This is a genomic window from Bradyrhizobium sp. Ce-3 (genome assembly GCF_022835695.1).
Taxonomy (GTDB): domain Bacteria; phylum Pseudomonadota; class Alphaproteobacteria; order Rhizobiales; family Xanthobacteraceae; genus Bradyrhizobium.
Genome location: NZ_BQUV01000002.1, coordinates 82819 through 108456 on the forward strand (window position 1 = coordinate 82819; position 25638 = coordinate 108456).

Here is a 25638-nt window from a genome sequence, read left to right on the forward strand (position 1 = left end):
CTCAGCCCTCGTCCTTCATCGCCTTCACCGCGCCGAGAAAATCCGACCACACCTTGCTGCGGCGGGCGCGCTCCTTGACGATGTGATCGACATAGGCGCGCACCTTCTTCACGTCGTCCACATTGTCCTTGACGATGACGCCATGCAATTGCCGGCCGATATGGGCGCCGCCGACGTCGCCGGTGCCGAGAAACGCCGCTTCCAGCGCGGCGGCATGGGCGATGTTGACGGCCTCCGCCGTCGACATCACGGCCGACGGCTTCGACAGCGGCACGTTGTCTTTGGTTTGACCGCGGCGCAGATCCTGGAAGGTGGTGACGAGAAGGTCGGTGACCTCGTCCGGGAAGTTCACGGAGATGTCGGCCTGGCCGAGCCGCTTGCCGACTTCCTGGCGGATCAGTTCGATCTCCAGCGCCGGATCGGTCAGCGGCAGCACAGTCTCGAAATTGAAGCGGCGCTTGAGCGCGCTCGACATCTCGTGCACGCCGCGGTCGCGCAGGTTGGCGGTGCCGATCACCGAAAAGCCGGGCGCTGCGTAGACGCTCGCGCTCTCGCCGAGCTCCGGCACTGTCATCATCTTTTCCGACAGCACCGAGATCAGCACGTCCTGAATCTCGGGCGGGCATCGGGTCAGCTCCTCGATCCGGACGACGCGGCCGAGCCGCATCGCTTCCATCACCGGGGAGGGGACCAGCGCGCGCGGCGTCGGGCCCTCGGCGATCAGCAGCGCATAGTTCCAGCCATAGCGGACATGATCCTCGGTGACGCCGGTCGATCCCTGCACCACCAGCATCGAGGAGCCGCTGATCGCGGCGGCCAGCAATTCCGACAGCATCGATTTGGCGGTGCCGGGTTCGCCCACCAGCATCAGGCCTTGCTCGCTCATCAATGCGACCAGCGCACGCTCAACCAGCGCATCGTCGCCATAGAACTTGCGCCGGACCGAGAGCTTGGCGTCGCCGAGGATGAAGCTGCGGACCGCGCGCGCGGAGAGCGCCCAGCCCGGCGGCCGTCTGCCCTGATCGGCGGCCTTCAATGCCGCGAGCTCGTCGGCGAAGCGGGCTTCCGCGCTGGGGCGCAGTTGCAGTGCGTTCTTCTGTTCCATTACCAGGCCGTCCTGTTGCACCAGTCCTCGGCATATCCGCTGCCGGCGCTCGCGATCTGATGCAGGTCGTTCCAGACCTCGCTCAGCAGCACCGGCGGTACTTCGTTGAGTGCGATCTGCGCACCATAGCCCGATCGGCCGCCCTTGCGGGCCCGCACGAACTTGGCTGCCAGCAGCGCCACGGCACGATTTTCCTCGGGCAGCGGCGATCCCGTGAACTCGATCACCGCATTGATTCCGATGCCGCCGAACGGCTTGATGTATTGCGTGAACCAGCCGCCATCCTCGGCCTGCGCGCGCTCATAGCCGAGCTTCTGCGCGGCGCTGCGCAGCTTGAACGCCTCGATGATGTGGCCGTTGCGGTCGTCGATCGAATTGCCGGTCGCGCTCGCCATTACCGGGCGGTCCAGCTGGTTGAACAACGGCGCGACCTTGTAGTCGGCGAGATGCTGCTTCCAGGCCTCGCTCTGTTCGGCGGATAGCAGCGAGCGATGCGCGAGCTGGACGCCGATCAAGGATTCCGGATCGACGGCGTTGTCGGCGCTGTCGGTCAAGGAAAGGTCCTCGAGCGGCCGGAACGATGCGACGACGTCGCCTTGCGGGTCGAGGCCGAGCCAGATCAGGCGTTGCACCAGCCGCCCGACGATCGGATGCTCGAGCAGGAAGCGTCGCCATTCGGCAAGCTGCCAGCGCCGGCCGACACAGAGCGCCTCGTAGAGCCGCTTGGCCTGGAATTCGTGGACCTGCTTCAGTTCCTTCTTGGCATTCGAGAGCGCCTTCTTGGCCTCGGAAGCGCTCTCCTTGTCGGGGCCTTCGCTGATCTGAGGCAGGTTCTTCACCACCTTGCCGTCGGGATTGTAGAGCGTGAGCACGTCTTCCGCATCGAGCTTGGCCTGGTAGACGCGGGTGCCGATCTCGAGATCGAGAAGACCGCGCTCGTCGAGGCCCGCGGTCGGGATGGTGCGGTCGGCCAGCTCGTCGGTGGTCCAGCCGCGCTCGTCGGCGATGCGTTCGACCAGGGACTGCGCCAGCACCTGGACCGAATTGGTGCGATGGCGGCGGGCGATCGACAGCAACATCTGCAATGCGGCCGACGACGTGTTGCCGCTCAGATATTCCGTGAGCGCCTTGACCTGCGCGACCCGGGTATAGTGATCGCGCATGTAGGTGCGGACGATCTGGACCGCGAAGGTGCCTTCCGCACGTGCCGCGAGTCCGAGGATGCCGCGGTCGGCGTGGGCGTTGTTGAGATAGATCGAGAGCCGCTCGGCGCGCAGATCGGCAAACGCCTTCTCATAGGTATAGGAGCGGTAGAACTCGTTGTTCCAGCGCTTGGCGTAGCCCTGATAGGTATCGTAGCGCGCCTGGGCGCCGGCCTTGGCGTAGGCGTTGGCTTCGTCCTCCGAGCAGTGCGTCGCGTCGTAGCGCAGGAAGCTGCCGAGGATGTGACGCCCGAGTGCCTCGGCACTCTCAGGCGTCAGCTCATCGAGCCAGAGCGAGAACAGCGTGTTGCCGCCGGGCTGGGTGAGCTTGCCGGCGAGGGCGATCCACCAGCGCGGCACCTCGGGCGGGACCGCGGTGCCGTTCGCCCAGTTCAACGCCGGGAGGCTGTCGAGTGGAAACCAGCCGATATCCTTGACCTTCTTGCCCTTCAGGCCGGCGGTTGCTTCCTTGATCAGGATCTCCGGCGAGACGTAGCTGGAGATGTCGACCTTGAGCCGGCGCAGGGCGCCAAGCGCGGCAGCCCGCACCAGCTCGGACTTCTCCTTGCCGAGCGATGTCTTGAGCGGTTCGATGGCGCTCTCGGCGCCGATCGCACCCAGCATCTCGGCGACACCGGAGCGCACGTCCTGTTTGCTGTCGGAAAGGAACGGCACCAGACGTTGCTCGATTCCGTCGATCTCGAGCAGCAATGCGCGTGCCGGCTTGTTGAGCGATTTCTTCGACGACAGCGCGTGGGTCAGCACTGTGTTGAAGTAGCGCGCCGGCAATTTCGGGAACAGGCGAAGCAGGCCGAGTGCATTCAGGATCGGCGGTTCGCGAAAATCCGTCGCGGCTACCTGGCCGAGCGCCTGGTCGAGCACGTCGAAATGAGCTGCGAGATAGGGCCAGATCGCCTGCGCCGGCAGGTCCTCGGAGATGCCGGCGTTCAGCGCCTGGACGGCAAGTGTCTTCGCTTCCAGACCAGGCTGCATCAGGGTTGCCAGGGTCCGCAGATCGAGGCCATTGGTCAGCCGCGCGTGAATGGCACCGTGGATCGCTCCATGGCCATTCATCAAATTCGACAGCAGCCAGCCGTGATTCCTTGTCGCGCCGGCGAGCAGCGCGCGGGCGCGGCAAAGGTGCCACAGCGTGAGCTCCGGATTGTTGAACGGCGGTTCGGCCGCGGCATCGCTGCCGTAGGGCGCGAAGGGAGAGAAGTTGCCGATTTTGGCGGCTGCGGCTTCGTCGATCGGGCTGCTCGCGGCGAGCAGCGCACAATACCTGTCGACGACGGTCGGATCGATCGGCTGGGGCGGCACGGGTGCCTTCCAGTTCTTCCGCTGTTCGGCAGTGGCCTTGTCGTGGCGCGCCTTCTGGTCTTCGTAGTTCTTCAGCCAGCGGGCGTGCGCCTTGTCGAGAAGACCCTGATATCCGGCCTTGACGCTATCGGGCAGTGGCGTCGGCCCCGGTGTCGCGGCGAGCGGCGGTGCAAGCACTTCGCTGCCATCGGCGGCGAGGTAGCCCTCGGCGCCGTCGCCACTCAATGTGCGCGGGATCGCGGCCGCGTCGTCGCGAACGACGGATGATCCCAGTCCAAGCTCGATGATCTTGCGGACCGTCTTGGAGGTTTCCTTGGCAAGATGTGCTTCGAGCAGCGGGCGCGCCTGTTCGCCGATGACCAGCGGCAGAATCTGCGCGGCCTGCGCGCGCGCCGTCGGGTTGCCCTCGGCGAGAGTTTGCGTGACGCTGGCGGCGAGGGTCTCGGGAGGCGAGGCGAGCAGGGCATTCTGCGCCGCCTCGCGGACCGCCTTGCTGGTCGACAGAAGATACTGCTGGTAGATGAAGTCGAAATACGCGTCCCTGACCAGGTCGAACTGCTTCAGGATATGGATCACGATGGCCTGCGACGGGCGGTCGTATTTGGCATATGCCGCGGTGACGGCCTGCCGGTCCGCAACAAGGCCGTTCTTGAAGTCGAACCTTGTCGCGATATCGTGGTTACGCAAAGCATGCTGGTTGATCTTCTCCAGCACCAGCAGGTCCAGCGCGATGACGACGGCGTTGTCTTCCGCGTCGCGCCAGTTCAGCACCGCGTTGAGATCAGTCGGCTGCTTCTGATCCGGATTCGGGCCGATCGCGCCGCGGGCGAGAAAGCCGCGGAGCCACAGCGGGCTCGGTCCCGGATGGGCGTACAATCCCCAGCGCGAACCCTTTTGTGGCACGATCAGGACCTCGAGGTAGCGGCGGATCCAGGTCGCCTCGGGTCCGTGCTGCCGCTTGAACAGATTGGTGCTGGCCGCGAGCGCCTTGTTCACCACGGCCTGAGCTGCCGCCGGAGCGTTATAGGGCGCGTACTGGGCGAGGGCGGTCTGCACCGCATTCGACTGTTGCTCGAGCTGCAGCAGCACGGAGCCCCCTTCGCCGGTCAGAACATAGGCAATGGTGCGCTGCGCGAGGTCGGGGCTGATGGTCTCGAGCCGCTGCAGGTCGGTCACGATGTCGGTGACGGTCGCCTTGTCGGCTGCGGTAGCGGGAAGGGCCGGCTTGCCGATGCCGATCACCGATTTGAGAAAATCAAACATGCCTGAAATCTGGATCGAGCGGGGGGCCTGTCACCGCCGACAGCATCGGCGTTGACGCGAGCATCTCTTGCAATTCGACAGGATTCATCCGGGCATTGTAGCGTCCGTAGATCACGACTGCACGAACGAGCACGCAACTTGATCAACACGCGGCGGGGCTGGTTCCGAGTAGCATCTGATTCCGCAGTATCGTCTAAAGATCATGGCTCAATTCTGATCTGCGTTCTTAGGATCGTCGCAACGCTCTCGACAGGCTTTGCGCTGTCTGGATGATGCGGCCTTTGCCGCTGCTGGCGCTCGGGTTGGAAAACGCCTATAGGGGCGAGCCGCCGCATCGGCGCGCAATCATCTCGGCAAGCCGTTGAAGTTGCAGTCATCTTCCGCAGGCTCCCAGCGACGGACGATTTCGCGATCGGGGCTGCGGTCCTGTAACACGACCCGCGTAGTGTCGCGGAGGCATGGCCTTGCCGGTTCGGCGCTGTCAGCCGGAAGCCAATGCCTCTCCCGATCGCGCGGCCGCAAGCCTGCCCCACCCGGAGCGCCTGATGATCTTTGCCAGCTACGTCTATCGTGTCGTCTCCAACTTCGTGTTCCTGGGGCTGGTCTATTTCACGCTCAACCTTCTGGAGAAATACCAGCAGCGCGCGACGGTCGCGATCCTGGTGCTGATCTATGCGACGATGCATGCCCTCTCGGGTCTGCGCTCATTCTATTTCTTCCAGCGCATCGAGCGCCTGGAGGGCGAGACGCGGCGGTTGGCCGCAGCGGCCGGCGAGGGGCCCAATGCGGCGGCCTCGCGCAAGCAGATCGTCGCCGATGTCACCGAGCTCAGGCATTCCGGCGAGATCAAATCCTATATCGACATTTTCTTTCTGGCGCTGGTGATCCTGCTCTGCGTCGCCAAGATCGTGGCCAGCTAGGTCACATCAATCCGGCACGCGCTTGCTGGCCGCCGAGGCTTCGGCGCGCGGGGTGCGCCTGGCGACGTGGACTGAAGCATTGTTCGCGGCCGGCGGCGCGACCCGCATGGGTGCCGCGTGGACTCTGCCGTGACCCGAAACGGGCGGCTGATGCGCGGCCTGCCGCGGATGCCTGGCCTGGCGCGCGGAGATCGCCTGCGCGCGCGGTGCGCCGGCGGCCGGAACAACGGCGCGCTGTGCAAGGCGGCGACTGGCGGCCGAGCGGGCTGCGAGCAAGGTCAGGTCCAGCGCCTCGGGAACGCGAAACACGTCGGCCGCCGGGATCGGCAGGGTCGAGACGGCCGCGAGCTGGGTGAGTTGCGGCTGCGGCCACAGCGTGCGGACGGGCGCCGCGACGCGCGCCCGCTGCGCGTGGTCGAGAATGTCGGCGTCGCGCCAATCCAGGTCGGCAAACACCGGGGCCGGCAGCGTCCGCGTCGCGGTGAACACGAAGTTCGGAATTTTCGGCCAGCGCGTGATCGCCACCGTCTCGGTCGGCGGACGCATGAACCATTGCTGCGGCTCGGTCGGCGTCGCCGGGCGATCTGCGGTCGCGGGGACGACGTGCACGATGCGATAGCCGCGCTCCCTCAGCGTGTTGAGGATGCGCGGCAGCGCCGCGACGGTGCGCGGCTGGATGTCGTGCAGCAGCAGGATGCCCTTGCGCTTGGCCTCGATGCGCTGGATCGCGAGGTCGTAGACCCGCTGCGGCGAGATGTGGCGCCAGTCGTCGGCCGGGAAGTCGGCGCTCCAGACCTGGATGCCCTGCGATGCCAGATAGGCCTCGGGGATCTCGGCGCGCATCAGGCCGGGGATCCGGAAGAACGGTGCCAGCTTGCTCCGGTCGCCGTTGAGGGCTGCGAGCGTCGAGGCGATGCCGTCGTCGACTTCCTGCTTCACCCGCTCGAGCGGCATCTTGTTCATCGTCAGCGGATGGTTCTGGCTGTGCGTGCCGACGGTGTGTCCGGCCGCGATCAGCTTGCGCACGCCCTCCGGATTGAAGCGGGCCTGTGAGCCGATGGTGAAGAAGGTCGCCTTGACGCACTGGCTGGCGAGGGTGGCCAGCACCTGGTTGCTGTATTTCGGCAGCGGCCCGTCGTCGAAGGTCAGCACCACCTCATGGTCGGCGAGCGGCAAGGTCTCCGGATACTGCATGGTGCCGATCCGCGGATGCTCCATGGGATCGACCACCAGGGTCCGCGAGGTGCCGAGTGCGTTGGGGTTGGGACAGTCCGCGGCGGCGAGGGCGGTGTGCGGCGTCATCACGCCGCAGCCCAGGAGCGCCGCGCCGATCGCGGTCCGCGACCGCTTCCGGATCATCACCAGGACGTTTGCAATCATTGAATCTCGGCCGCATTCCAAACGCACTGACGAATCCTTAGGTACGGCCCCATGAATGCCGCCTTAACGGTCTGTAATCCAGCTTTGGTCCCGGGTTCAATGTGTCCGGTCGGACACGGTCTTCATCGCCGGCGGGACGATGTGGACGACGTGATAATTATGCTCACGCAGGTACCGTAAAAAGGCGGGCAACATCTCGGCGGTCCGCATTTGCGGGTCATGTAGCAGGATAATTCCCTTGCGGTGGGCCTCGAGCCGCCCGGTGAGCAGCTTGAGTTCCTCCTCGGGGGTCATCTTGTTCCAATCGCTGGCCCAGAAATCGGCTCCGAACACCGCGATACCGCGCTTTTCCAGGCGATCCAGCAGGCTGGGCGTCGACTCGAAATAGGGGAACCGGAAGAACGGCGTGCTCGGGACCGTGCTTGCGGTGCCGCGCAGGGCGGTCTGGACCGCTTCGATCCCCCGATTGATGTTCGCCTCGGCCTGATCTGCCGGCATTTTGTTGAGATGCGGATGGTCCCAGCTGTGATAGCCGATGCTGTGGCCGAGGCGCGCGATCTTGCGGACCATGTCGGGATGCTCGGCCGCGTTGCGGCCGACCATGAAGAAGGTGGCCTGCACGCATTCGGTCGCCAGCGCCGTCAGCACCTTGTCGGTGACGCCAGGTGTCGGCCCGTCGTCGAAGGTCAGCACCACCTCGCCATCCCGCAGCGGCAGGGTCTGCGGGAAGCTCTTCAGCCCGACGCGCGGATAGGTCGCAGGATCGACCTCGAGCACACGTGAGGTGCCGAGCGCATCCTTGCGCGCGCACTCGGCGGCCTGTGCCGAGCCGGTCAGTGCGCAAGGTGCGAGCGCGAGCAGCGCCGCGACAATGTTCAGGATCGGTCGCGGTGCGCTCGACATCTTTCTCATTGCACTGGGCCCCACCGATTAGGTAATCCGTTCCGCATCAATCAGACCAGATTTTCCCCTCCTGTCAAACCGGCGAAACACGGCATGGCCGAGAATATCGACGTTGCCGAGCCGGCCGAGGCCGACCCGCTCGCCCGGATGCCGATGCGGGACGAGGAGGGTCAGCTCCGCCCCGAATTCGTCGCTGGCATCACCCGGGCGATCCACGCCGCCGACCGGCCGCTGCTGTGCGAGGTGGTGGCGGAACTGCACGAGGCCGATCTCGGCGACCTGATCGCGGCGCTGGAGCCGGACGACCGGGTCACCCTGGTCGAGATCACCGGTACCGATTTCGACTTCTCGGCGCTCAACGAGGTCGACGAGACGGTCCGCGAGGAGATCCTCGAGGAACTCGAGCCGGAGACGGTCGCGGAGGGCGTCCGCGAGCTCGAATCCGACGACGCCGTCGAACTCCTGGAAAGCCTCGACGAGGAGGACCAGGAAGAGATCCTGGAGAAGCTGCCGGCGGCCGAGCGCGAGGACATCGAGCGCAGCCTGCTGTATCCGGAGAATTCCGCCGGCCGGCGGATGCAGACCGAGTTCATCGCGGTGCCGCCGGATTGGAATGTCGGGCAGGCGATCGACTACATGCGCGACACGCCCGATCTGCCGGACCGCTTCTACGAGATCTACGTGGTCGACGCCGACAAGCATTTGCTCGGCGCGGTGCCGCTCGACGTGCTGCTGCGCACGCGCCGCCCGGTTCCGATCAAGGACCTGGTCGACGAGGACCGCCGCCGGGTCTCCGCGCTGGAGGACCAGGAAGAGGTCGCGCGGCTGTTCGGCAAGTACAATCTGGTCGCCGCTCCCGTGGTCGACACCACCGACCGGCTGGTCGGCGTCATCACCATCGACGACGTCGTCGACGTCATCGAGGAGGAGGCCGACGAGGACCTCAAGGCGCTCGGCGGCGTCACCAGTGACGAAGAGCTGTCCGACACGGTGTGGACCATCGCCCGCGGCCGCTTCAACTGGCTGCTGGTCAATCTCGCCACCGCGTTCCTGGCCTCGTCGGTGCTCGGCCTGTTCGAGGGCCAGCTCGAGAAGATGGTGGCCCTCGCGGTGCTGGCGCCGATCGTGGCGAGCCAGGGCGGCAACGCCGCGACCCAGACCATGACGGTCGCGGTGCGCGCGCTCGCCACCCGTGAGCTCGGTGCGTTCAACGCGACGCGCGTGGTGCTGCGCGAGGCCATGGTCGGGCTCGTCAACGGCCTTGCCTTTGCCGTGATCACCGGCATCGCCGCGGTGGCCTGGTTCAAGATCCCCGGCCTCGGCATCGTGATCGGGCTTGCGATCATCTGCAATCTGGTCGCCGGCGCGCTCGGCGGCATCCTGATCCCGATGGTGCTGGAGCGGGTGCGGGCCGACCCCGCGGTCGCCTCCGGCACCTTCGTCACCACCGTGACCGATGTGGTCGGCTTCTTCTCATTCCTCGGCATCGCCACACTGTGGTTCGGGCTCAAATAGGCCGGCAGTGCGGGCCGGCTTATCGTTAATCGCGCCTTAACGGGGTTGGCGGATGATGCTCCTATCTCCAAGGGGGCCATCACGGGGGCCATCATGCAGCGGTTGCGGCTCAAGGCGGACGGACGGATCGTCGAATTGCGCGACGGGCAGGAAATCCCGCTCGCGCCGGCGCACCTGCCCGAGGCGGCGATGCAGCCTGCGGCCGCGCAACCGGCCGTACGCGACCTGCGCCGCCGCGCCCAGCTCACCCAGCTCGAATTCGCCGCCAAGCTCGGCGTGCCGGTTGAGACCATCCGCAACTGGGAGCAGGGCAAGCGCGCCCCGCGCGGACCGGCCCGCGCGCTGCTCGCGGTGATCGCCCATTCGCCGGAGACGGTGTTCGCCGCACTGTCGAGCGAGCCGACCGCGGCTTGAGCTGATCGTCGCACGCTCCGTTCATTGTCGGCTGATTGATCGCTCTCGCTGGCCAGAACATCGCTGTCGTCCCGGCGCAGGCCGGGACCCATAACCACCGCATACGATTGTGAACGGGATCGCCGTCCGCGGGGGCGCGCTGCCAAAATATCGAAAACAACCCCATGCACAGTAGCCGGCGGCTGCCGGCTTTCGGCACGGTGACTTGACACGTCGGGCAACTCAGCGGTATTCTTCTATTATTCCGAAATCGTGCGACTGTGGCCAGCCGAGACGACGGCGTGTGTGGCGCCCACGCTCCCGCACGGCGTCACGGGGCTTGCCAGTAAAGCGGATTAGCCGCTTTAATCGAGGCATTGCACAACGTGATCATTTCAAAGCGTGGATTTCCCATGAAGGCCATCGAGCAGATCATTGCCGGCTACGTGTCGCTGAAGAATCGTCAAGCGCTTGAGCAGCTCCGAGACCATCGCCAGCACCTGCTGGACGATGTTCGAACCCACAGCGTTCCGGGCTTCAGGCCATCGGTCGTGAGTGACACCCTCTCCGAGGAGATCGAACTCATCGAGGGAGCATTGGCTCGACTCGACGAGAACGGATAGCTCGCGACCGCAACGTCAGGCCGGAAGCGCTCAAGCATCGTTCAACCACAGCACGGCTGCTTGGCTGCCGGAGCGCAGCAGGACTGCTGCTCCTGCAGCCATCGGTCGCGCGGCTTGCAGCTCGAGGGGCGCGCCGAGAGATAGACACGGACTGCGGCGTCGCCGGTATCCATACGCTCCGCGCGATAGATCTGCATCGGCCGGATGCCGTCGCTCACCTCGAAGGTCAGCTTGGCTTGCGGATCGAAGCCGGCGGCCTCATCGACCTTGCGGATGATCGCCAGAAACTTGCCCGCCGGCATGTGGCCCCGGTTGTCCTCCTCGATGTCCCAGAGCTGAATGAAGGTCTCGCTCCAGCTCTCTGGGTTCGCGCCGCAATCGAGTCCCCTGAATGAGGCGGTTTTGACTTCCGTCACGTGATAGCTGGGCCGGACATCGCGACCATCGTAATTGAAGATCAGCGGCTTCTCCCTGTGGACCTCGAGGCTGGAAAGGAGCGTAGCCGACGAGAGCTCCTCCACCGCCAGCAGGGCGCCGACGATCGATCGGGTATTGGCAAGCGGGTCCATGGCTGCTATCCTCATTTCAATGATTGTTGAATTGTAGGATTATCGAAAGATGGAGGAGCGTCAAGCCCGAACCGCGTTCGCCGCGCTGTCGCAGGAAACGCGGCTGCGGATCGTGCGACTGTTGGTCCAGGCCGGCCCCGATGGCATGGCAGCAGGGGCGATCGCCGAGGCGGTCGCGGTGTCACCATCCAACGTGTCCTTCCATCTGAAGGACCTTGAGCACGCCGGCATGATCGTGCCGCGCCGCGAGGCGCGTTCGATCATCTACTCGGCGGACTTCAACGGCTTGCGCGATCTCATCGCCTTCCTGATGAAGGATTGCTGCGCGGGCCACCCGGAGATCTGCGCGCCGGCGCTCGCTGAGGCCCAATGCAGGCCTTCCGCCGCCAAGAATTCCACCGCCAAGAAGAAGGCGCAGGCCTGATGCGGGGCTTCGACCTGCCGCGACGCCTGGCAGCCGAGGGCCTGGGGACCCTGTTTCTGGTCGCGACCGTCGTTGGCTCCGGCATCATGGCCGAGACCTTGACCAAAGACGTCGCATTGGCGCTGCTCGGCAACACGCTTCCGACCGGCGCCATTCTGGTGGTGCTGATCACGGTCCTCGGGCCGGTATCCGGTGCGCACTTCAACCCGGCGGTGACACTGGTGTTCACGCTCAAGGGCGAACTCCGTCCGCCGCACGCCGCGCAGTATGTCGCAGCGCAGGTGCTCGGCGGAATCCTCGGCGCGATGGTTGCGCATGCCATGTTCGGCCTGCCGCTGCTGGAATTCTCGGCGAAGGCGAGGACAGGCTTTCCGCAGTGGTTTGCGGAATTCGTTGCCGCGTTCGGATTGATCGCAACGATTGTCGGCGGCTTGCGGTTTCGTGAGGCCGCGATTCCGTGGCTGGTCGGGCTTTACATCACGGCCGCATACTGGTTCACCGCATCCACGTCGTTCGCCAATCCGGCCGTTGCCATCGCGCGGTCATTCACCAATACGTTCTCCGGCATCCGCGCGCAGGATCTGCCGGGATTTATCGTCGCCGAGGTTCTGGGGGCGGTGGCCGCACTGGCAATCATGACATGGCTGTTGCGGCAGGCTGAAACGAAGATGGAAGCGATCCAATGACCATCACGATCTACCACAACCCCGATTGCGGGACGTCACGCAACACCCTGGCCATGATCCGCCAGAGCGGGGAAGATCCCGAGATCGTCGAGTATCTCAAGACGCCTCCCTCGCGCGACACGCTGGTCGCGCTGATCGCCGCGATGGGCATCACGCCGCGAGCGCTGCTTCGCGAGAAGGGCACGCCTTATGCCGCGCTCGATCTTGCCAATCCGAAATGGAGCGACGACGAGCTGATTGATTTCATGATGGCGCATCCGATCCTGATCAACAGGCCGATCGTGGTCTCGCCAAAGGGGGTGAAATTGTGCCGGCCGTCCGAGGCGGTTCTTGATCTCCTCGTGGTCGCCGACATCGGCCGGTTCGTCAAGGAAGACGGAGAAGTGGTAACGCCGAAGACACCGGGCACGCGTGCTGGATGAGCCGCCGCGCGGACAATGTGCTGATTGTCGCGCTCGGCACCACGCAGACCCTTGCCTGGGCGTCGAGCTACTATCTGCCGGCTATCCTCGCTGACCCAATTGCGCGTGACCTCGGCATCTCGACGAACTGGCTGTTCGCCGCGTTCTCGATGGCGTTGGTGATCTCCGGATTGCTCGGTCCGCGCGTCGGCCGCCAGATCGACCGGGTGGGTGGGCGAGACGTGCTCTGCGCGTCCAACCTCATTCTGGCTTCCGGTCTGATCCTGCTCGGGCTTTCACAGGGCGGCGTGCTGATGGCCGTGAGCTGGCTGCTGCTCGGCGTCGGCATGGGCCTCGGCCTGTATGACGCGGCGTTCGCGGCGCTCGGGCGCATCTATGGCAACGCAGCCCGTCGCTCCATCACGGGAATTACCTTGATCGCCGGATTCGCCAGCACGATCGGCTGGCCGCTCAGCGCGTGGGGACTGGCAACGATCGGCTGGCGCTGGACCTGCTTCGGCTGGGCGGCTGCACACATTCTGATCTGCCTGCCGCTGAACGGTTTGCTGATCCCCAAGTTGCAGAGAGAGCATCGGGTCGCAGCCGACACGCCGAAGCCGCATATTCCGATCGACCGCGCGATGGTGCTGCTGGCCTTCGCCTTCGCGGCCGCCTGGAGCGTCACGTCGGCGATGGCGGTTCACTTGCCGCGAATTCTCGAGTCGTTGGGGGCGACGCAGGCGCAGGCGATCGCGGCGGGCGCGCTGATCGGTCCGGCGCAGGTGGCGGCGCGCATTGTCGAAGCGAGCCTGCTGAAGCGTTTCCATCCGCTGTGGTCCGCACGATTGGCCTGCATCACGCACCCGCTGGGCGCCTGCGTGATCGGCTTGTTCGGCGGAGGCTTTGCCGGAATCTTCGCGCTGCTGCACGGCGCAGGGAACGGGATCCTGACGATCGCGCGGGGCACGCTGCCGCTGGCGATATTCGGTCCAAAAGACTACGGCTACCGCCTGGGATTGCTCGGCGCGCCGTCGCGGCTGTCGCAAGCGATCGCGCCGCTGGCATTCGGTTTCCTGATCACACCGCTCGGCGGCTATACGCTCGCCGTCACATCGGCCTTGAGCTTGGCTGCGCTCGTGGCGTTGTTCGCACTCAAGGCCGAGAGAGCCTCTTCGCCGTAGCGTCGCTTCCCTTCATCCGCCGGACCGTCTCGATGAAGGCCTTGATGATCGGGGAGTGACTGCGGCCGCTGTGATGGGCGATGCTGTACTGGGTCTTGATGGTGCGGTCGCTGATCTCGAGCGCGCGCAGGTTCGGATGCGGTACGAATTCGAAGTCGGCGACGACGCTGATGCCGAGGCCGCGCTCGACCGCCTTCCAGACGCCCTCGCGGCTCTCGATCTCGAACACCGGCTCGATGCTGATGCCTTCGGCCTGCATCGTCGCCTCGAAGGCGCGCCGCGTGGTCGAGCCGCGTTCGCGCAGCACGATCGGCTGGTCGGCGAGCTCGCGCAGCCTGACCGACTTGCGCTTGAACCAGGGATGATCGCGGTTGACGAACACGATCACGCGGTGGGTGCGGTAGGGGATCATGGTGACGCGCGGATCTTCCGGTACCTCCGCCAGGATCGCGACGTCGGCTTCGAAGTCGACGATGTGGCGGAAGGTGCGCTCGGAATTGCCGAGCAGGGTCGAGATCTGCACCTCCGGGTGATCGCGCTTGAATGCGGCGATGATCTCGGTGGCATGAAACGGCCCGACGGTCGCTACCCGCAGATGGCCCTTGGTGGCCTTGCCATGCGCGGCCAACAGGTCGTGCGCCTCGTCGCAGAACGTCATGATGCCGCGGGTGATCTCGAACAGCGCGCTGCCCGCTTCGGTGAGCTCGGTGTGCCGCGGCTTGCGGATCAGGAGCTCGACGCCATAGGTCTCCTCCAGCTCCTTGACCTGGATGGTCAGCGTCGGCTGCCCGACATGGAGCACGCGCGAGGCCGCGGTGAAGCCGCCATGGGCGGCGACCGCATGGAAGGCGCGGAGCTGGCTGAACACTATTGACATAATCAATAGAACGCATCCGTAGAATGAATTTGTCAATAGCAGCCGGCGCCGTACCTTCGCGCCAAATGGAGGACGCGTGGATGGCCTGGACTTATTCCAACCCGGTAAGAGTTGAATTCGGAGCCGACAGCTTCGACAAGCTGCCGGCGCTGATCGGCAAGCGCGCCTATGCGCTCGTGACCTATGGCGAGCCGGTCTTCGACGAGCTCGAGCGCCGGCTGCGCGCTGCGGCGGGGCCGTCCGTCCTGACCATCCGCGACGTTGCGCCCAATCCGGATTACCGCCTGCTCACCGAGCAGACCGCGCGCTTCGCCGGGCTCGCCAGATCGCCCGAGGTGATCGTCGCGCTCGGCGGCGGCTCGGTGATCGATTCCGCAAAGGTGTTCGCGGCCGCCGGCGGCGACTTCGCGACGGTGAAGACCTATCTGGAGACGCAGCAGGGCGCCGAGCGGCTTTCGGCGATCCCGATCATCGCGGTGCCGACCACCGCGGGCACCGGCAGCGAGGTGACGTGCTGGGGCACGGTGTGGGATGAGGCCAACGGCAAGAAATATTCGCTGGCGCGCCCGTCGCTCTATCCGACCCATGCGGTGATCGATCCGCGGTTGATGCTCGGCAAACCGCAGCTGCTGACCATCAGCACCGGCCTCGACGCGCTGTCGCATGCGCTGGAGAGCATCTGGAACGTCAACAACAACCCGGTGTCGGCCAACCATGCGGTGGCGGCGGCGCGTGGTGTCCTCGACGTGCTGCCGAGGCTCGCCAACGATCTCGGCAATCTCGAGCTGCGCAGCCGCATGGCGCAGGCGGCGCTGTTCGCCGGGCTGGCGTTCTCCAACACCAAGACCGCGATCGCGCATTCGCTGTCCTATCCGATCACGCTGCGGCATGGCGTGCAGCACGGCATCGCCTGCTCGTTCTCGCTGCCGATGGTGCTGCGCAGCATGAAAGGGGCGGGCGGGCTCTGCGAAGACAGCCTGAAGCAGATTTTCGGCGCGGACCTGGCGCGCGCGGCCGACGATCTCGAGGACTTCATGGCGCGGCTCGGTATCTCCTGCAATCCGGCCGCCTACAGGATCGAGCGCGCCGAGTGGCACGCACTGATCGCGGATTCTCTCGAAGGCGAGCGCGGCCGCAATTTTCTGGGATCGAAGGAACGGCTGATCGAGGCATCGCAGACGTTGCGGATGCCGAGCGCGGTGAGCGCGTGACGGCGGCGCAGTGACAAGGAGAGAACTCATGCAAGACAACAAAAAGATCATCACCGTCAACGGGCGCCGTTACGACGCGCCGACGCGACCGACGGTCGTGATCTGCCTCGACGGTTCGGAGCCGGGTTACGTCGAGCAGGCGATCGAGGCCGGCGTCGCGCCGACCTTCGCGCGCTTCATGAAGGAAGGCGCGCATGTTCATGCCGCCAGCGTGATCCCGAGCTTCACCAATCCGAACAACCTCTCGATCATCACCGGACGGCCGCCCGCGGTGCACGGCATCGCCGGCAATTACTTCTACGACACGGCGAACGACGCGGAAGTCATGATGAACGATCCGAAATTCCTGCGCGCGCCGACCATCCTGGCCGGCGTTCATGACGCCGGCTACAAGGTCGCCGCCGTCACCGCCAAGGACAAGCTGCGCACCTTGCTCGCGTACGGATTGGACTATTCCAGCGGGCGCGCCATCGCGTTCTCGTCGGAGAAAGCCGACCAGGCCACCAGGGCCAACAACGGCATCGACAACGTGCTCGACTTCGTCGGCCTGCCGCTGCCCGAGGTCTATTCGGCCGATCTGTCGCGCTTCGTGTTCGCGGCCGGCGTCAAGCTGGTCGAGCGCCACCGTCCGGACCTGATGTATTTGTCGACCACCGACTACATCCAGCACAAGGTCGGGCTCGGCACCAGGATCGCCAACGACTTCTATGCGATGATCGACGGCTATCTCGCCAGGCTCGATGCGCTCGGCTGCAACATCGTGGCGACCGCCGATCACGGCATGAACGACAAGTTCTTGCCCGACGGCAGGCCCGACGTGATCTACCTCCAGGATGTCATGGACGACTGGATGGGGAAGGGCGCCGCGCGGGTGATCCTGCCGATCACCGACCCCTATGTCGCCCATCACGGCTCGCTCGGCTCGTTCGCGACGATCTATACGCCCGTTGGCGCCGACGTCGACACGCTGCTGATGCGACTACGCGATACCAAGGGGGTCGAGGTGGCGCTGACGCGCAAGGATGCCTGCGCCAGGTTCGAGTTGCCGCCGGACCGGATCGGCGACATCGTCGTGATCTCGACCAAACACAAGGTGCTCGGCACCAGCGAATCCCGCCACGACCTTTCCGGTCTGACCGAGCCGCTGCGCTCGCACGGCGGGCTGACCGAGCAGCGGGTACCGGTGATCGCCAATCGCAGGATCGCGCTGCCGGAAGGTCAGGCCCTGCGCAACTTCGACGCCTTCGACGTCGCGCTCAACCGCATCCAGTGACATCCGGACCTTAAGGACACCACGATGAACATCCAGAGCCCGGCCGTTCGCCACGAGCAGATGCGGATCGCAGGCAGCCTCATCGACACCGACGAGCATGTCGAGGTCTTCAATCCCTACACCAACAAGGTGGTGGGCACCGTCCCGGCGGCGCGCCCCGAGCATGTGCGCAGCGCCTTCGCCAAGGCGGCCGCGTTCAAGCCGAAGCTGACGCGCTACGAGCGCCAGCGCATCCTGCTGCGCACCGCCGAGATCTTGGCGAGCCGCAAGGAGGATTTCGCGCGGCTGATCACCGCCGAGTCCGGGCTGTGCTGGAAGGACTCGCTCTACGAGGCCGGGCGCGCTTACGACGTCTATTCCTTTGCCGGGCAGCTCGCGATCCAGGACGATGGCGAGACGTTCTCCTGCGACATCAGCCCGCAGGGCAAGGCGCGGAAGATCTTCACCACGCGCACGCCGCTGCTCGGCGCGATCTCGGCGATCACGCCGTTCAACCATCCGCTCAACATGGTGAGTCACAAGATCGCACCGGCAATCGCCACCAACAACCGCGTGGTGCTGAAGCCGACCGAGCTGACGCCGCTGACCGCGCTCGCGCTCGCCGATGTCCTGTACGAGGCCGGGTTGCCGCCCGAGATGCTATCGGTGGTGACGGGCAATCCGCATTCGATGGGTGACGCCATGATCACCGATCCCGAGGCCGATCTCGTGACCTTCACCGGCTCGGTCAGGGTCGGCAAGCACATCGCCGACCGGGCGGGCTACAAGCGCCTGGTACTCGAGCTCGGCGGCAACGATCCCCTGATCGTGATGGAGGACGCCGACCTGGAGAGGGCGGCCGAGCTCGCGGTCACCGGCGCCACCAAGAATTCCGGCCAGCGCTGCACGGCCGTGAAGCGCATCCTCTGCGTCGAGGCAGTCGCCGACGAGTTCGCTGATCTGGTGCTGCAGAAGGCGCGCAAGTTGAAATGCGGCGATCCGATGGATCCGACGGTCGATGTCGGGACCGTGATCCATGAGGGCGCAGCCAGGGAATTCGAGCGCCGGGTCAATGCGGCGGTCGCGGACGGCGCCGAGCTGCTGCACGGCAACGACCGCAACGGCGCGCTGTATCCGCCGACGGTGGTCGACCGGATTCCCTACACCAGCGAGCTCGTGATGCAGGAGACCTTCGGTCCTGTCATTCCGATCATCCGGGTTCCCAACGACATCGAGAGCGTGATCCGGATCTCGAATGCGACCGCGTTCGGCCTGTCGTCCGGCGTCTGCACCAACCGGCTCGACTACATCACCCGGTTCGTCAACGAGCTCGATGTCGGCACCGTCAATGTCTGGGAAGTGCCGGGCTACCGGATCGAGATGTCGCCGTTCGGCGGGATCAAGGACTCCGGCCTTGGCTACAAGGAAGGCGTGCAGGAGGCAATCAAGAGCTTCACCAACGTCAAGACCTATTCGCTGCCCTGGCCCGTCTAGGAAAGCGTCGATCCGAAGGGAGAGCCGCACGCGCGCAACAAGAACGGCGCGGCGGCCGGGGTGAACAACACAACAATCATCAGGGGAGGCTGCAATGTCGATCACGTTCAGTCCGTCGAGCGTCGGCTCGGTCGGAGTCCAGAATCCGGAGCTTGCGACGTCGTTCCGCCGCGCGCAGTGGCGGATGCTGTTCGCGGCGATGTTCTGTTATCTGTTCTTCTACACGGGGCGGCAAACCTTCGGCTTCGCCATTCCCGGCATCCAGGCCGAGTTCGGCGTCAGCAAGGAGGCGCTGGGCTGGGCCAGCGCAGCGCTCTTGTGGTGCTACGCGGTCGGGCAGGCCATCAACGGCAATCTCGGCGACAAGTTCGGCGGCCGCCGCGTCATGAGCGCGGGCGCGATCCTCTCCTTCATCATGAACTGGGCCACCAGCCTCTCGACCGGCATCGTCAGTCTCACCGCGTTCTGGGGCATTAACGGCTACTTCCAGTCGATGGGCTGGGCGCCGGGCAGCCGCCTGCTGTCGAACTGGTGGGGACGCCACGAGCGCGGCACGGTCTACGGGCTCTACACCTTCGCAGCCGGTCTCGCCTCGGTGCTGTCGTTCGTCACCTCGCTGGTGGTGGTCGGCTATTTCCAGCTCGACTGGCGCTGGATCTTCCGCATCCCGGTGGTGCTGCTGCTGCTCGGCGGCATCGCGTTCTATCTGATCGCGCGCGAGAAGCCCGAGGACATGGGCTTCGCCTCGCCGCATGACGAGGCCGACGACGTTGCGGCAACCGAGGCCGCGGTCGATGCCAATGAGGGCTCGCTCGCGCGCTACAAGGCGGTACTGTCGAACTGGCGCCTGCTGGTCGCCGGGGTCTCGATCGGCTTCCAGAACGCAGCGCGTTACGGTCTTCTGGTGTGGGTGCCGGTGCATTTCCTCGGCAGCAACTGGGCCAAGGCCGGCGCCAGCTCGGCGATCGATCCGCGCTGGATCAGCATCGCGCTGCCGGTCGGCATGGCGGTCGGCGCCTTCAGCAATGGCTGGGTCTCGGACAAGGTGTTCGGCTCGCGCCGCTACCTCGCCATCGTGCTCTATATGGTGCTGGCCGCGGTCACCGCATTGTGCATGTACGCGATCCCGACGACCGAGATCTATCTCGGCATGACGGTGCTGTTCCTGTGCGGCTTCTTCACCTACGGTCCGCAATCCTCGTTCTGGGCGCTATGCCCGGATCTGGTCGGCCACAAGCGGGCAGGGACCGCGACCGGGGTGATGAACTCCTTCGCCTATCTGTTCGCAGGTCTCGGCGAGCCGATCATCGGCCACTTCATGGACAAGCATAACCAGACCTCGCTGGTGTTCCTGGTGGTCGCGATCTGTGCCACCTCGAGCGCTGTGGTGGCGGCGTTTATCCGCCGCTGACGAACGATCCACATCCGCGGCTGACCACGTGTCCGCGCTTCCGACGGGAGGCGCGGACCACTGTTTTTGGAATGAGCAAGAACGCCATTGTGCGTGCGATCGCCGGAGCCGCAACGCGGGGACCAATTCCGCGAAATTGCCCGGCTCGAGCGGTGTCCTGACGCTCAATTTCTCATCACCGGCTGACCAATGTCGATGCATTGAATAGAAAATATATAGTAATATCATAATGATGCAATAAATTGCATGCAGAATGCAAAATGTGCTTGTGGCCTCGACTGCCTTGAAGCAAATTTCGCGCGGGGCAGGAGAGGCCAAGGACCTTCAGGGACGAAGGTCGCGCCAGGGGCAAAAACAATCTGCCGGGAGGAAGCAAGCAATGAGCGATCAGGTGTCCACCATCGCAATGGCAGATACGGCGAAGCCCAGCGGAGTGCGCTGGAAGATCTTCCTGCTGATGCTGTTTCTGATCTCGATCAACTATATCGATCGCGCCTCGCTGTCGGTCGCGATGCCCGTCATCGCCAAGGAGTTCGATATCGATCCGGCGATGCAGGGCTTGATCCTGAGCTCGTTCTTCTGGACCTACGCGCTGATGCAGGTGCCGGGCGGCATGCTGGCCGATCGCTTCAAGCCGCGCATCGTGATCGCGCTCGCGACATTGTTCTGGGGCTTTTTCCAGGCGCTGGCGGCGCTGTCCACCAGCTGGATGCTGCTGCTGTTGACCCGGCTCGGGCTCGGCGCGTCGGAAGCGCCGATCTATCCGGCCGGCGGCAAGCTCAACGCGATCTGGATGACGCAGACCGAGCGCGGCCGCGGCGCCACCTTGCTGGACGGCGGCGCGCCGCTCGGTGCTGCGCTCGGCTCGATCGTGATCGCCTGGCTGATGGCGGCGTTCAGCTCCTGGCGGGTCGCCTTCGTCGTCGCCGGCGTCGGAACCATGCTGTGCGGGCTGTGGGCCTGGTACTACATCCGCAACGCGCCGCGCGAGCATCCCTCGGTCAACGAGGCCGAGGCGCGCTATCTCGAGGAGGCGCATGCGATCGAGGACGCGGCGACGCCGCCATCATCGGGCGCCAGCTGGATGGCCTATTTCCGCTTCCGCTCGGTGTGGTGCATGTGCCTCGGCTGGATGTTCTTCAATACCACCTTCTACGGGCTGTTGACCTGGATGCCGACCTATCTGTTCAAGGTGCACGGCTTCGACATCAAGGCGCTCGGCGGCGCGTCGTTCATCATCTTCTTCGCGGGCTTCGTCGGCGAACTGGTCGGCGGCTGGATCGGCGATGGCTGGCGGGAGCGGGGCGGCGCGCCCAACACCGTGTTCCGCACTCTGTTCGGGATCGCGGCGATCATGGCGACGGTGTCGATATTCCTGGTCGCCTACGTCACCAATGCGGTTGCGGTCGTGGTTCTGCTGTCGACCACGCTGTTCTTCCTGCGCTGGTGCGGCATGTACTGGGCGATCCCGTCGGCGCTGGCCGGCCGCGGCAAGTCCGGCTTCCTCGGCGGCTGCATGAATCTCGGCGGCAACATCGCCGGCATCACGACGCCCTTGATCGTCGGCTTCATCGTGCAGGCCACCGGCTCCTACTTCCTCGCGCTGATGTATTTTGCCGCCGCGGGCATTGCGCTGTTGATCTGCTCGACCCTGATCGATTACAGCCGCAAGCTGCCGGTCTAAAACCAGGACGGCCGAATCCTGCCAAGGGTTCGGCCGGTTGATGAGGCCTTCGAATGACACGTCCTATCCGGCTCGGCATGCTGACGCCGTCGTCGAATACCGCCCTCGAGCCGATCACCTATGCGATGCTGTCAGGCGTCGACGACGTTACCGCGCATTTCGCGCGCTTCAGGGTGACGGAGATCGCGCTGTCCGAGCAGGCGCTGCGTCAGTTCGACGCCAGCGAGATTTTGCGCGCGGCAGAGTTGCTTGCCCATGCCAAGGTCGACGTCATCGCCTGGAACGGCACCTCGGCAAGCTGGCTCGGCTTCGATCGCGACGAGAGCCTGTGCGAGCAGATCACGGCGGCGACCGGGATCAAGGCCTGCACCACGGTGCTGGCCTATCGCGACCTGCTGCGGCGGATCGGGGCCAGGCGCATCGGGCTGGTGACGCCGTATCGGACGGACGTGCAGGACAAGATCATCGCCAACTGGAATGCGGCGGGGCTGCACTGCTTCGCCGAGCGGCATCTCGCATTGCAGGACAATTTCTCCTTTGCCGAGGTCAGCGAGGCCGAGGTCGCAGGCCTGATCAAGCAAGTGGTGCGCGAAGGTTGCGATGCTGCCGTCGTGCTCTGCACCAACATGCGCGGCGCTGGCGCCGCCGAGCGGCTGGAGCGCGAATTTGGCGTGCCGGTGCTGGATTCGATTGCGGTGACGCTGTGGGCATGCCTCACCGCTGTCGGCTGCGACCCGTCGCGCGTGCATGGCTGGGGCAGTCTGTTCACGAACCCCGATCTGTGCGCGGCGACCGCGATCTCCCATCAAGACAATGAAGGCGTGCGGTGACTGAAGCCAAGACCGAGACGAAGCCGAACAGACGTAGCAAGGAACCCAAGCGCGCGATGACGGCGCTGCAGCGCCGCCGCCTGCGCGTGCCGCGAGTCGGACTGCACGAGCAGGCGGCCGCGCGGCTGCGCACCATGATCGTGCGCGGCGAGTTGGCGCCGGGACAATCGCTGGGGGAGGCGGACCTGTCCGACGCGCTGGGCATTTCGCGCACCCCGCTGCGCGAGGCGCTGAAGCAATTGGCGAGCGAAGGCCTGGTCGAACTCAGGCTCAACCACAGCGCCGTGGTGGCGCCGTTCCGCCGCGCCGAGCTGACCGAACTGTTCGAGGCGGTCAGCGGCATCGAGCGCTGCGCCGCCGAGCTCGCCGCGCTGCGCATGGAGAACGCCGACTTCGAGCGGCTCGCCGCGCTGCAGGACAAGATCGAGTGGCACCACGGCCGCGGCGAGTTGCGCGATTATTTTGAGGTAAACCAGCAAATCCATTCCGCGATCGTCGGTTTTGCCCGCAATGCGGTGCTGAAGGCGACGCATGAGGCGCTGCTGGCGCGGGCCGAGCGGGCGCGCTTTTTCGCGCTGTCGGTGCTCGGGCGCTGGGATGAATCGGTGCGCGAGCATCAGGATATTTTGTCAGCGCTCAAGCGCCGCGACGCGGCACGGGCCGGACAAATGCTGGCGCACCATGTGCGCCGCACCGGCGAGATCGTCGTCGAGACGCTGGATCGCGAGGCGGACGATGCTCCGGCGCCGGCCGCACCCGCGAAGGCGCGCGTCCGCAAGACCAGGAAGGTTGCGCCATGAAGATCCTGCTGCTCAATCCCAACACGACGGCTGACGTGACCGACCTGCTCCATGCCGCCGGCACCAAGGCGGCCTCCGCCGATACCGAGCTCGTGCCGGTCACCGCAGCGCGCGGCGTGCCTTATATCGCGACCCGCGCCGAGGCGCAGATCGGCGGCGCGATCGCGCTGGAGATGCTGGCCGAGGCCGGCCCCGGCATCGATGCCGCTGTGATCGCTGCGTTCGGCGATCCCGGCCTGTTCGGCGCACGCGAGCTGTTTTCGTTTCCCGTGGTGGGCCTCGCCGAGGCTGCGATGCTCACCGCCTGCATGTTGGGGCGGCGGTTTTCGATCGTGACCTTCGCCGGCGCGCTGGCGCCGTGGTACGAGGAGTGCGTCGCGATGCACGGGCTGAGTTCACGTTGCGCCGGCATCCGCGCGCTGGGTGGCAGCTTCCAGTCGATCTCCGAGGTACAGGCCGAGAAGGAGGAGCTGCTGGTCGCGCTTGCCAACCGGGCGGTCGAACAGGACAGCGCCGACGTCGTCATTCTGTCAGGCGCGCCGCTCGCCGGCCTTGCGGCGAAGGTCCGCGACCGCATTCCGGTGCCGGTGGTCGATCCAGTCGCGGCCGCCGTGCGCCAGGCGGAAACGCTTGCCGTGCTCAAGCCGCGCAAGGCGATCGCCGGCACCTTCCGCCGTCCCGATCCTAAGCCGACCATCGGGCTCGCCGAGCCGCTGGCCGCCATCATCGAACATCGCTCACCGAAGAAGGGGACAGACTGATGTCCTTCGACACCATCATCCGCGGCGGCACCGTCGTGACCGCTGCCGACACCTTCGCCTGCGACGTCGGCATCCGCGACGGCAAGATCACGGCGCTCGGACATGATCTCGGCGATGCCACGACCATCATCGACGCCACCGACCGCCTGGTGCTGCCCGGTGGCATCGACAGCCACGTCCATTTCGCCCAGCCGTCGGGCGACGGCATCGTGATGGCCGACGGCTTTGCTTCCGGTACCCGCTCGGCGGCATTCGGCGGCAACACCACCGTGCTGCCGTTCTGCCTGCAGGAGAAGGGCCAGACGCTGCGCGAGGCGCTGAAGCATTATCATTCGCTGGCCGAGGGCGAATGCCATGTCGACGTCGCCTTCCATCTGATCGTCACCGATCCGACCGAGCACGTGCTGGGTCAGGAGCTGCCGGCGCTGGTCGAGGACGGCTACACCTCGCTGAAGGTCTTCATGACCTATGAGGGGCTGGCGTTGTCAGACCGCGAGCTGCTCGAGACCATGTCGGTGGCGCGCGAGACCGGCGCGATGCTGATGGTGCACGCGGAGAATTTCGACGCCATCCGCTTTCTCACCGACCGGCTGGAACGCGCCGGCAACACTGCGCCGCGCTTCCACGCGACCTCGCGGCCGATCCCGGTCGAGCGCGAGGCCACCCATCGCGCGATCTCGCTGTCGGAGCTGGTCGACGTGCCGATCATGATCGTGCACGTCTCGAACCGCGAGGCGATGGACGAGATCCGCCGCGCCCAGCAGCGCGGCCTCCGGGTGATGGGCGAAACCTGCCCGCAATACCTGATGCTGACCGAGAAGGATCTCGATCAGCTCAACATGGAAGGCGCGAAATACGTCTGCTCGCCGCCGCCGCGCGACGTCGCCAGCCAGCAGGCGTGCTGGGAGGGATTGCAGCAGAAAGTGTTCTCGGTGTTCTCGTCGGATCATTGCCCGTTCCGCTACGACGACCCGCAGGGCAAGCTCGCGCCAAAGGGGCGCACCAGCTTCCGCTGGGTGCCGAACGGCATCCCCGGTGTGGCGACGCGGCTGCCGATCTTGTTCTCCGAGGGCGTGGTCAAGGGGCGCATCGACCTCAACAGCTTCGTCGCGTTCAGCGCCACCAACCATGCCAAGATCTACGGCCTCTATCCGCGCAAGGGCACCATCGCCGTCGGCTCCGATGCCGACATCGCGTTATGGGATCCAAAGCGCAAGGTGACGGTCCGCCACGAGCTGATCCACGATGGCGCGGATTACACGCCGTATGAAGGCCTCGAGGTAACCGGCTGGCCGGTGCTCACCATGGTACGCGGCAAGGTGGTCGTCGATGACGGCACGCTGGTCGGTAGCAAGGAGCACGGCACATATCTGCCGCGCGCCAAGCCACCGTCCGCCGCAACCATTCCGTGATACGAAGGGCGTAACCCGCGA

23 protein-coding genes are annotated in these 25638 nt (G+C 65.5%); 17 read left to right on the forward strand and 6 right to left on the reverse strand.

What is annotated here, in order from left to right:
- Position 1: 1 nt before the first annotated feature.
- Positions 2-1105: an AAA family ATPase gene (locus tag BRSPCE3_RS06700; protein WP_244065039.1), complete on the reverse strand. Its 1104-nt coding sequence runs from the start codon at positions 1103-1105 to the stop codon at positions 2-4.
- Complete coding sequence (locus BRSPCE3_RS06705; RefSeq protein WP_244065040.1) at positions 1105-4890, reverse strand: DUF4132 domain-containing protein; 3786 nt, start codon at positions 4888-4890, stop codon at positions 1105-1107. Before BRSPCE3_RS06705 ends, BRSPCE3_RS06700 begins: the two co-directional genes overlap by 1 nt.
- Positions 4891-5435: 545 nt before the next feature.
- Between BRSPCE3_RS06705 and BRSPCE3_RS06710 the strand changes: the two genes are divergently transcribed.
- Complete coding sequence (locus BRSPCE3_RS06710) at positions 5436-5810, forward strand: hypothetical protein (protein WP_244065041.1); 375 nt, start codon at positions 5436-5438, stop codon at positions 5808-5810.
- A 6-nt stretch (positions 5811-5816) separates the two neighbouring features.
- Here BRSPCE3_RS06710 and BRSPCE3_RS06715 read toward each other — a convergent pair whose 3' ends face one another.
- Together BRSPCE3_RS06715 and BRSPCE3_RS06720 are read right to left on the reverse strand one after the other, a co-directional pair.
- Positions 5817-7190: a polysaccharide deacetylase family protein gene (locus BRSPCE3_RS06715; RefSeq protein ID WP_244065042.1), complete on the reverse strand. Its 1374-nt coding sequence runs from the start codon at positions 7188-7190 to the stop codon at positions 5817-5819.
- Positions 7191-7286: 96 nt separating this feature from the next.
- Entirely contained in the window at positions 7287-8102 is an 816-nt protein-coding gene (locus BRSPCE3_RS06720; RefSeq protein WP_244065043.1) for a polysaccharide deacetylase family protein, read from the reverse strand.
- 84 nt (positions 8103-8186) lie between these two features.
- On the opposite strand from BRSPCE3_RS06720, the gene mgtE reads away from it, so the two are divergent.
- From mgtE to BRSPCE3_RS06735, 3 genes are all read left to right on the forward strand, one after another.
- Positions 8187-9608: a magnesium transporter gene (mgtE, locus tag BRSPCE3_RS06725; RefSeq protein ID WP_244065044.1), complete on the forward strand. Its 1422-nt coding sequence runs from the start codon at positions 8187-8189 to the stop codon at positions 9606-9608.
- 93 nt (positions 9609-9701) lie between these two features.
- Positions 9702-10022, forward strand: coding sequence for a DNA-binding transcriptional regulator (locus tag BRSPCE3_RS06730; protein ID WP_244065045.1), 321 nt, complete (start codon positions 9702-9704; stop codon positions 10020-10022).
- A 392-nt stretch (positions 10023-10414) separates the two neighbouring features.
- Positions 10415-10624, forward strand: a complete 210-nt coding sequence (locus BRSPCE3_RS06735) for a hypothetical protein (RefSeq protein ID WP_244065046.1) — start codon at positions 10415-10417, stop codon at positions 10622-10624.
- Between the two features lie 41 nt (positions 10625-10665).
- On the opposite strand, the gene BRSPCE3_RS06740 is transcribed toward BRSPCE3_RS06735, so the two are convergent.
- Entirely contained in the window at positions 10666-11193 is a 528-nt protein-coding gene (locus tag BRSPCE3_RS06740) for a DUF6428 family protein (protein WP_244065047.1), read from the reverse strand.
- A 49-nt stretch (positions 11194-11242) separates the two neighbouring features.
- Between BRSPCE3_RS06740 and BRSPCE3_RS06745 the strand changes: the two genes are divergently transcribed.
- The 4 genes from BRSPCE3_RS06745 to BRSPCE3_RS06760 are packed head-to-tail and all read left to right on the forward strand — an operon-like array spanning position 11243 to position 13885.
- Complete coding sequence (locus BRSPCE3_RS06745) at positions 11243-11617, forward strand: helix-turn-helix transcriptional regulator (protein WP_244065048.1); 375 nt, start codon at positions 11243-11245, stop codon at positions 11615-11617.
- Positions 11617-12303: an MIP/aquaporin family protein gene (locus BRSPCE3_RS06750; protein ID WP_244065807.1), complete on the forward strand. Its 687-nt coding sequence runs from the start codon at positions 11617-11619 to the stop codon at positions 12301-12303. Before BRSPCE3_RS06745 ends, BRSPCE3_RS06750 begins: the two co-directional genes overlap by 1 nt.
- On the forward strand, positions 12300-12725 hold the full coding sequence (gene arsC, locus BRSPCE3_RS06755) for an arsenate reductase (glutaredoxin) (protein ID WP_244065049.1): 426 nt from the start codon (positions 12300-12302) through the stop codon (positions 12723-12725). The genes BRSPCE3_RS06750 and arsC overlap by 4 nt, the downstream gene beginning before the upstream one ends.
- Positions 12722-13885, forward strand: a complete 1164-nt coding sequence (locus BRSPCE3_RS06760; protein ID WP_244065050.1) for an MFS transporter — start codon at positions 12722-12724, stop codon at positions 13883-13885. The genes arsC and BRSPCE3_RS06760 overlap by 4 nt, the downstream gene beginning before the upstream one ends.
- On the opposite strand, the gene BRSPCE3_RS06765 is transcribed toward BRSPCE3_RS06760, so the two are convergent.
- On the reverse strand, positions 13857-14762 hold the full coding sequence (locus BRSPCE3_RS06765) for a LysR substrate-binding domain-containing protein (protein ID WP_244065808.1): 906 nt from the start codon (positions 14760-14762) through the stop codon (positions 13857-13859). The two genes, BRSPCE3_RS06760 and BRSPCE3_RS06765, sit on opposite strands and share 29 nt — an antisense overlap.
- Before the next feature lie 80 nt (positions 14763-14842).
- Between BRSPCE3_RS06765 and psrA the strand changes: the two genes are divergently transcribed.
- The 9 genes from psrA (at position 14843) to hydA (ending at position 25617) form a co-directional block, all read left to right on the forward strand.
- Positions 14843-15973: an iron-containing alcohol dehydrogenase PsrA gene (gene psrA / locus BRSPCE3_RS06770; RefSeq protein WP_244065051.1), complete on the forward strand. Its 1131-nt coding sequence runs from the start codon at positions 14843-14845 to the stop codon at positions 15971-15973.
- 28 nt (positions 15974-16001) lie between these two features.
- Positions 16002-17246 carry a phosphonoacetate hydrolase gene (phnA, locus tag BRSPCE3_RS06775; protein ID WP_244065052.1) on the forward strand — a complete coding sequence of 415 codons (1245 nt, stop codon included), beginning with the start codon at positions 16002-16004 and terminating at the stop codon, positions 17244-17246.
- Between the two features lie 24 nt (positions 17247-17270).
- Positions 17271-18719 (forward strand): phosphonoacetaldehyde dehydrogenase, encoded by a 1449-nt coding sequence (phnY, locus tag BRSPCE3_RS06780; protein ID WP_244065053.1) that lies wholly within the window; start codon positions 17271-17273, stop codon positions 18717-18719.
- Positions 18720-18813: 94 nt separating this feature from the next.
- Complete coding sequence (locus tag BRSPCE3_RS06785; protein ID WP_244065054.1) at positions 18814-20130, forward strand: MFS transporter; 1317 nt, start codon at positions 18814-18816, stop codon at positions 20128-20130.
- 379 nt (positions 20131-20509) lie between these two features.
- Complete coding sequence (locus tag BRSPCE3_RS06790) at positions 20510-21814, forward strand: MFS transporter (protein WP_244065055.1); 1305 nt, start codon at positions 20510-20512, stop codon at positions 21812-21814.
- Positions 21815-21867: 53 nt separating this feature from the next.
- Complete coding sequence (locus BRSPCE3_RS06795; RefSeq protein ID WP_244065056.1) at positions 21868-22644, forward strand: aspartate/glutamate racemase family protein; 777 nt, start codon at positions 21868-21870, stop codon at positions 22642-22644.
- On the forward strand, positions 22641-23444 hold the full coding sequence (locus BRSPCE3_RS06800) for a GntR family transcriptional regulator (RefSeq protein WP_244065057.1): 804 nt from the start codon (positions 22641-22643) through the stop codon (positions 23442-23444). Before BRSPCE3_RS06795 ends, BRSPCE3_RS06800 begins: the two co-directional genes overlap by 4 nt.
- Complete coding sequence (locus BRSPCE3_RS06805; protein WP_244065058.1) at positions 23441-24205, forward strand: aspartate/glutamate racemase family protein; 765 nt, start codon at positions 23441-23443, stop codon at positions 24203-24205. The genes BRSPCE3_RS06800 and BRSPCE3_RS06805 overlap by 4 nt, the downstream gene beginning before the upstream one ends.
- Positions 24205-25617: a dihydropyrimidinase gene (hydA, locus tag BRSPCE3_RS06810; protein WP_244065059.1), complete on the forward strand. Its 1413-nt coding sequence runs from the start codon at positions 24205-24207 to the stop codon at positions 25615-25617. The genes BRSPCE3_RS06805 and hydA overlap by 1 nt, the downstream gene beginning before the upstream one ends.
- Positions 25618-25638 lie beyond the last annotated feature (21 nt).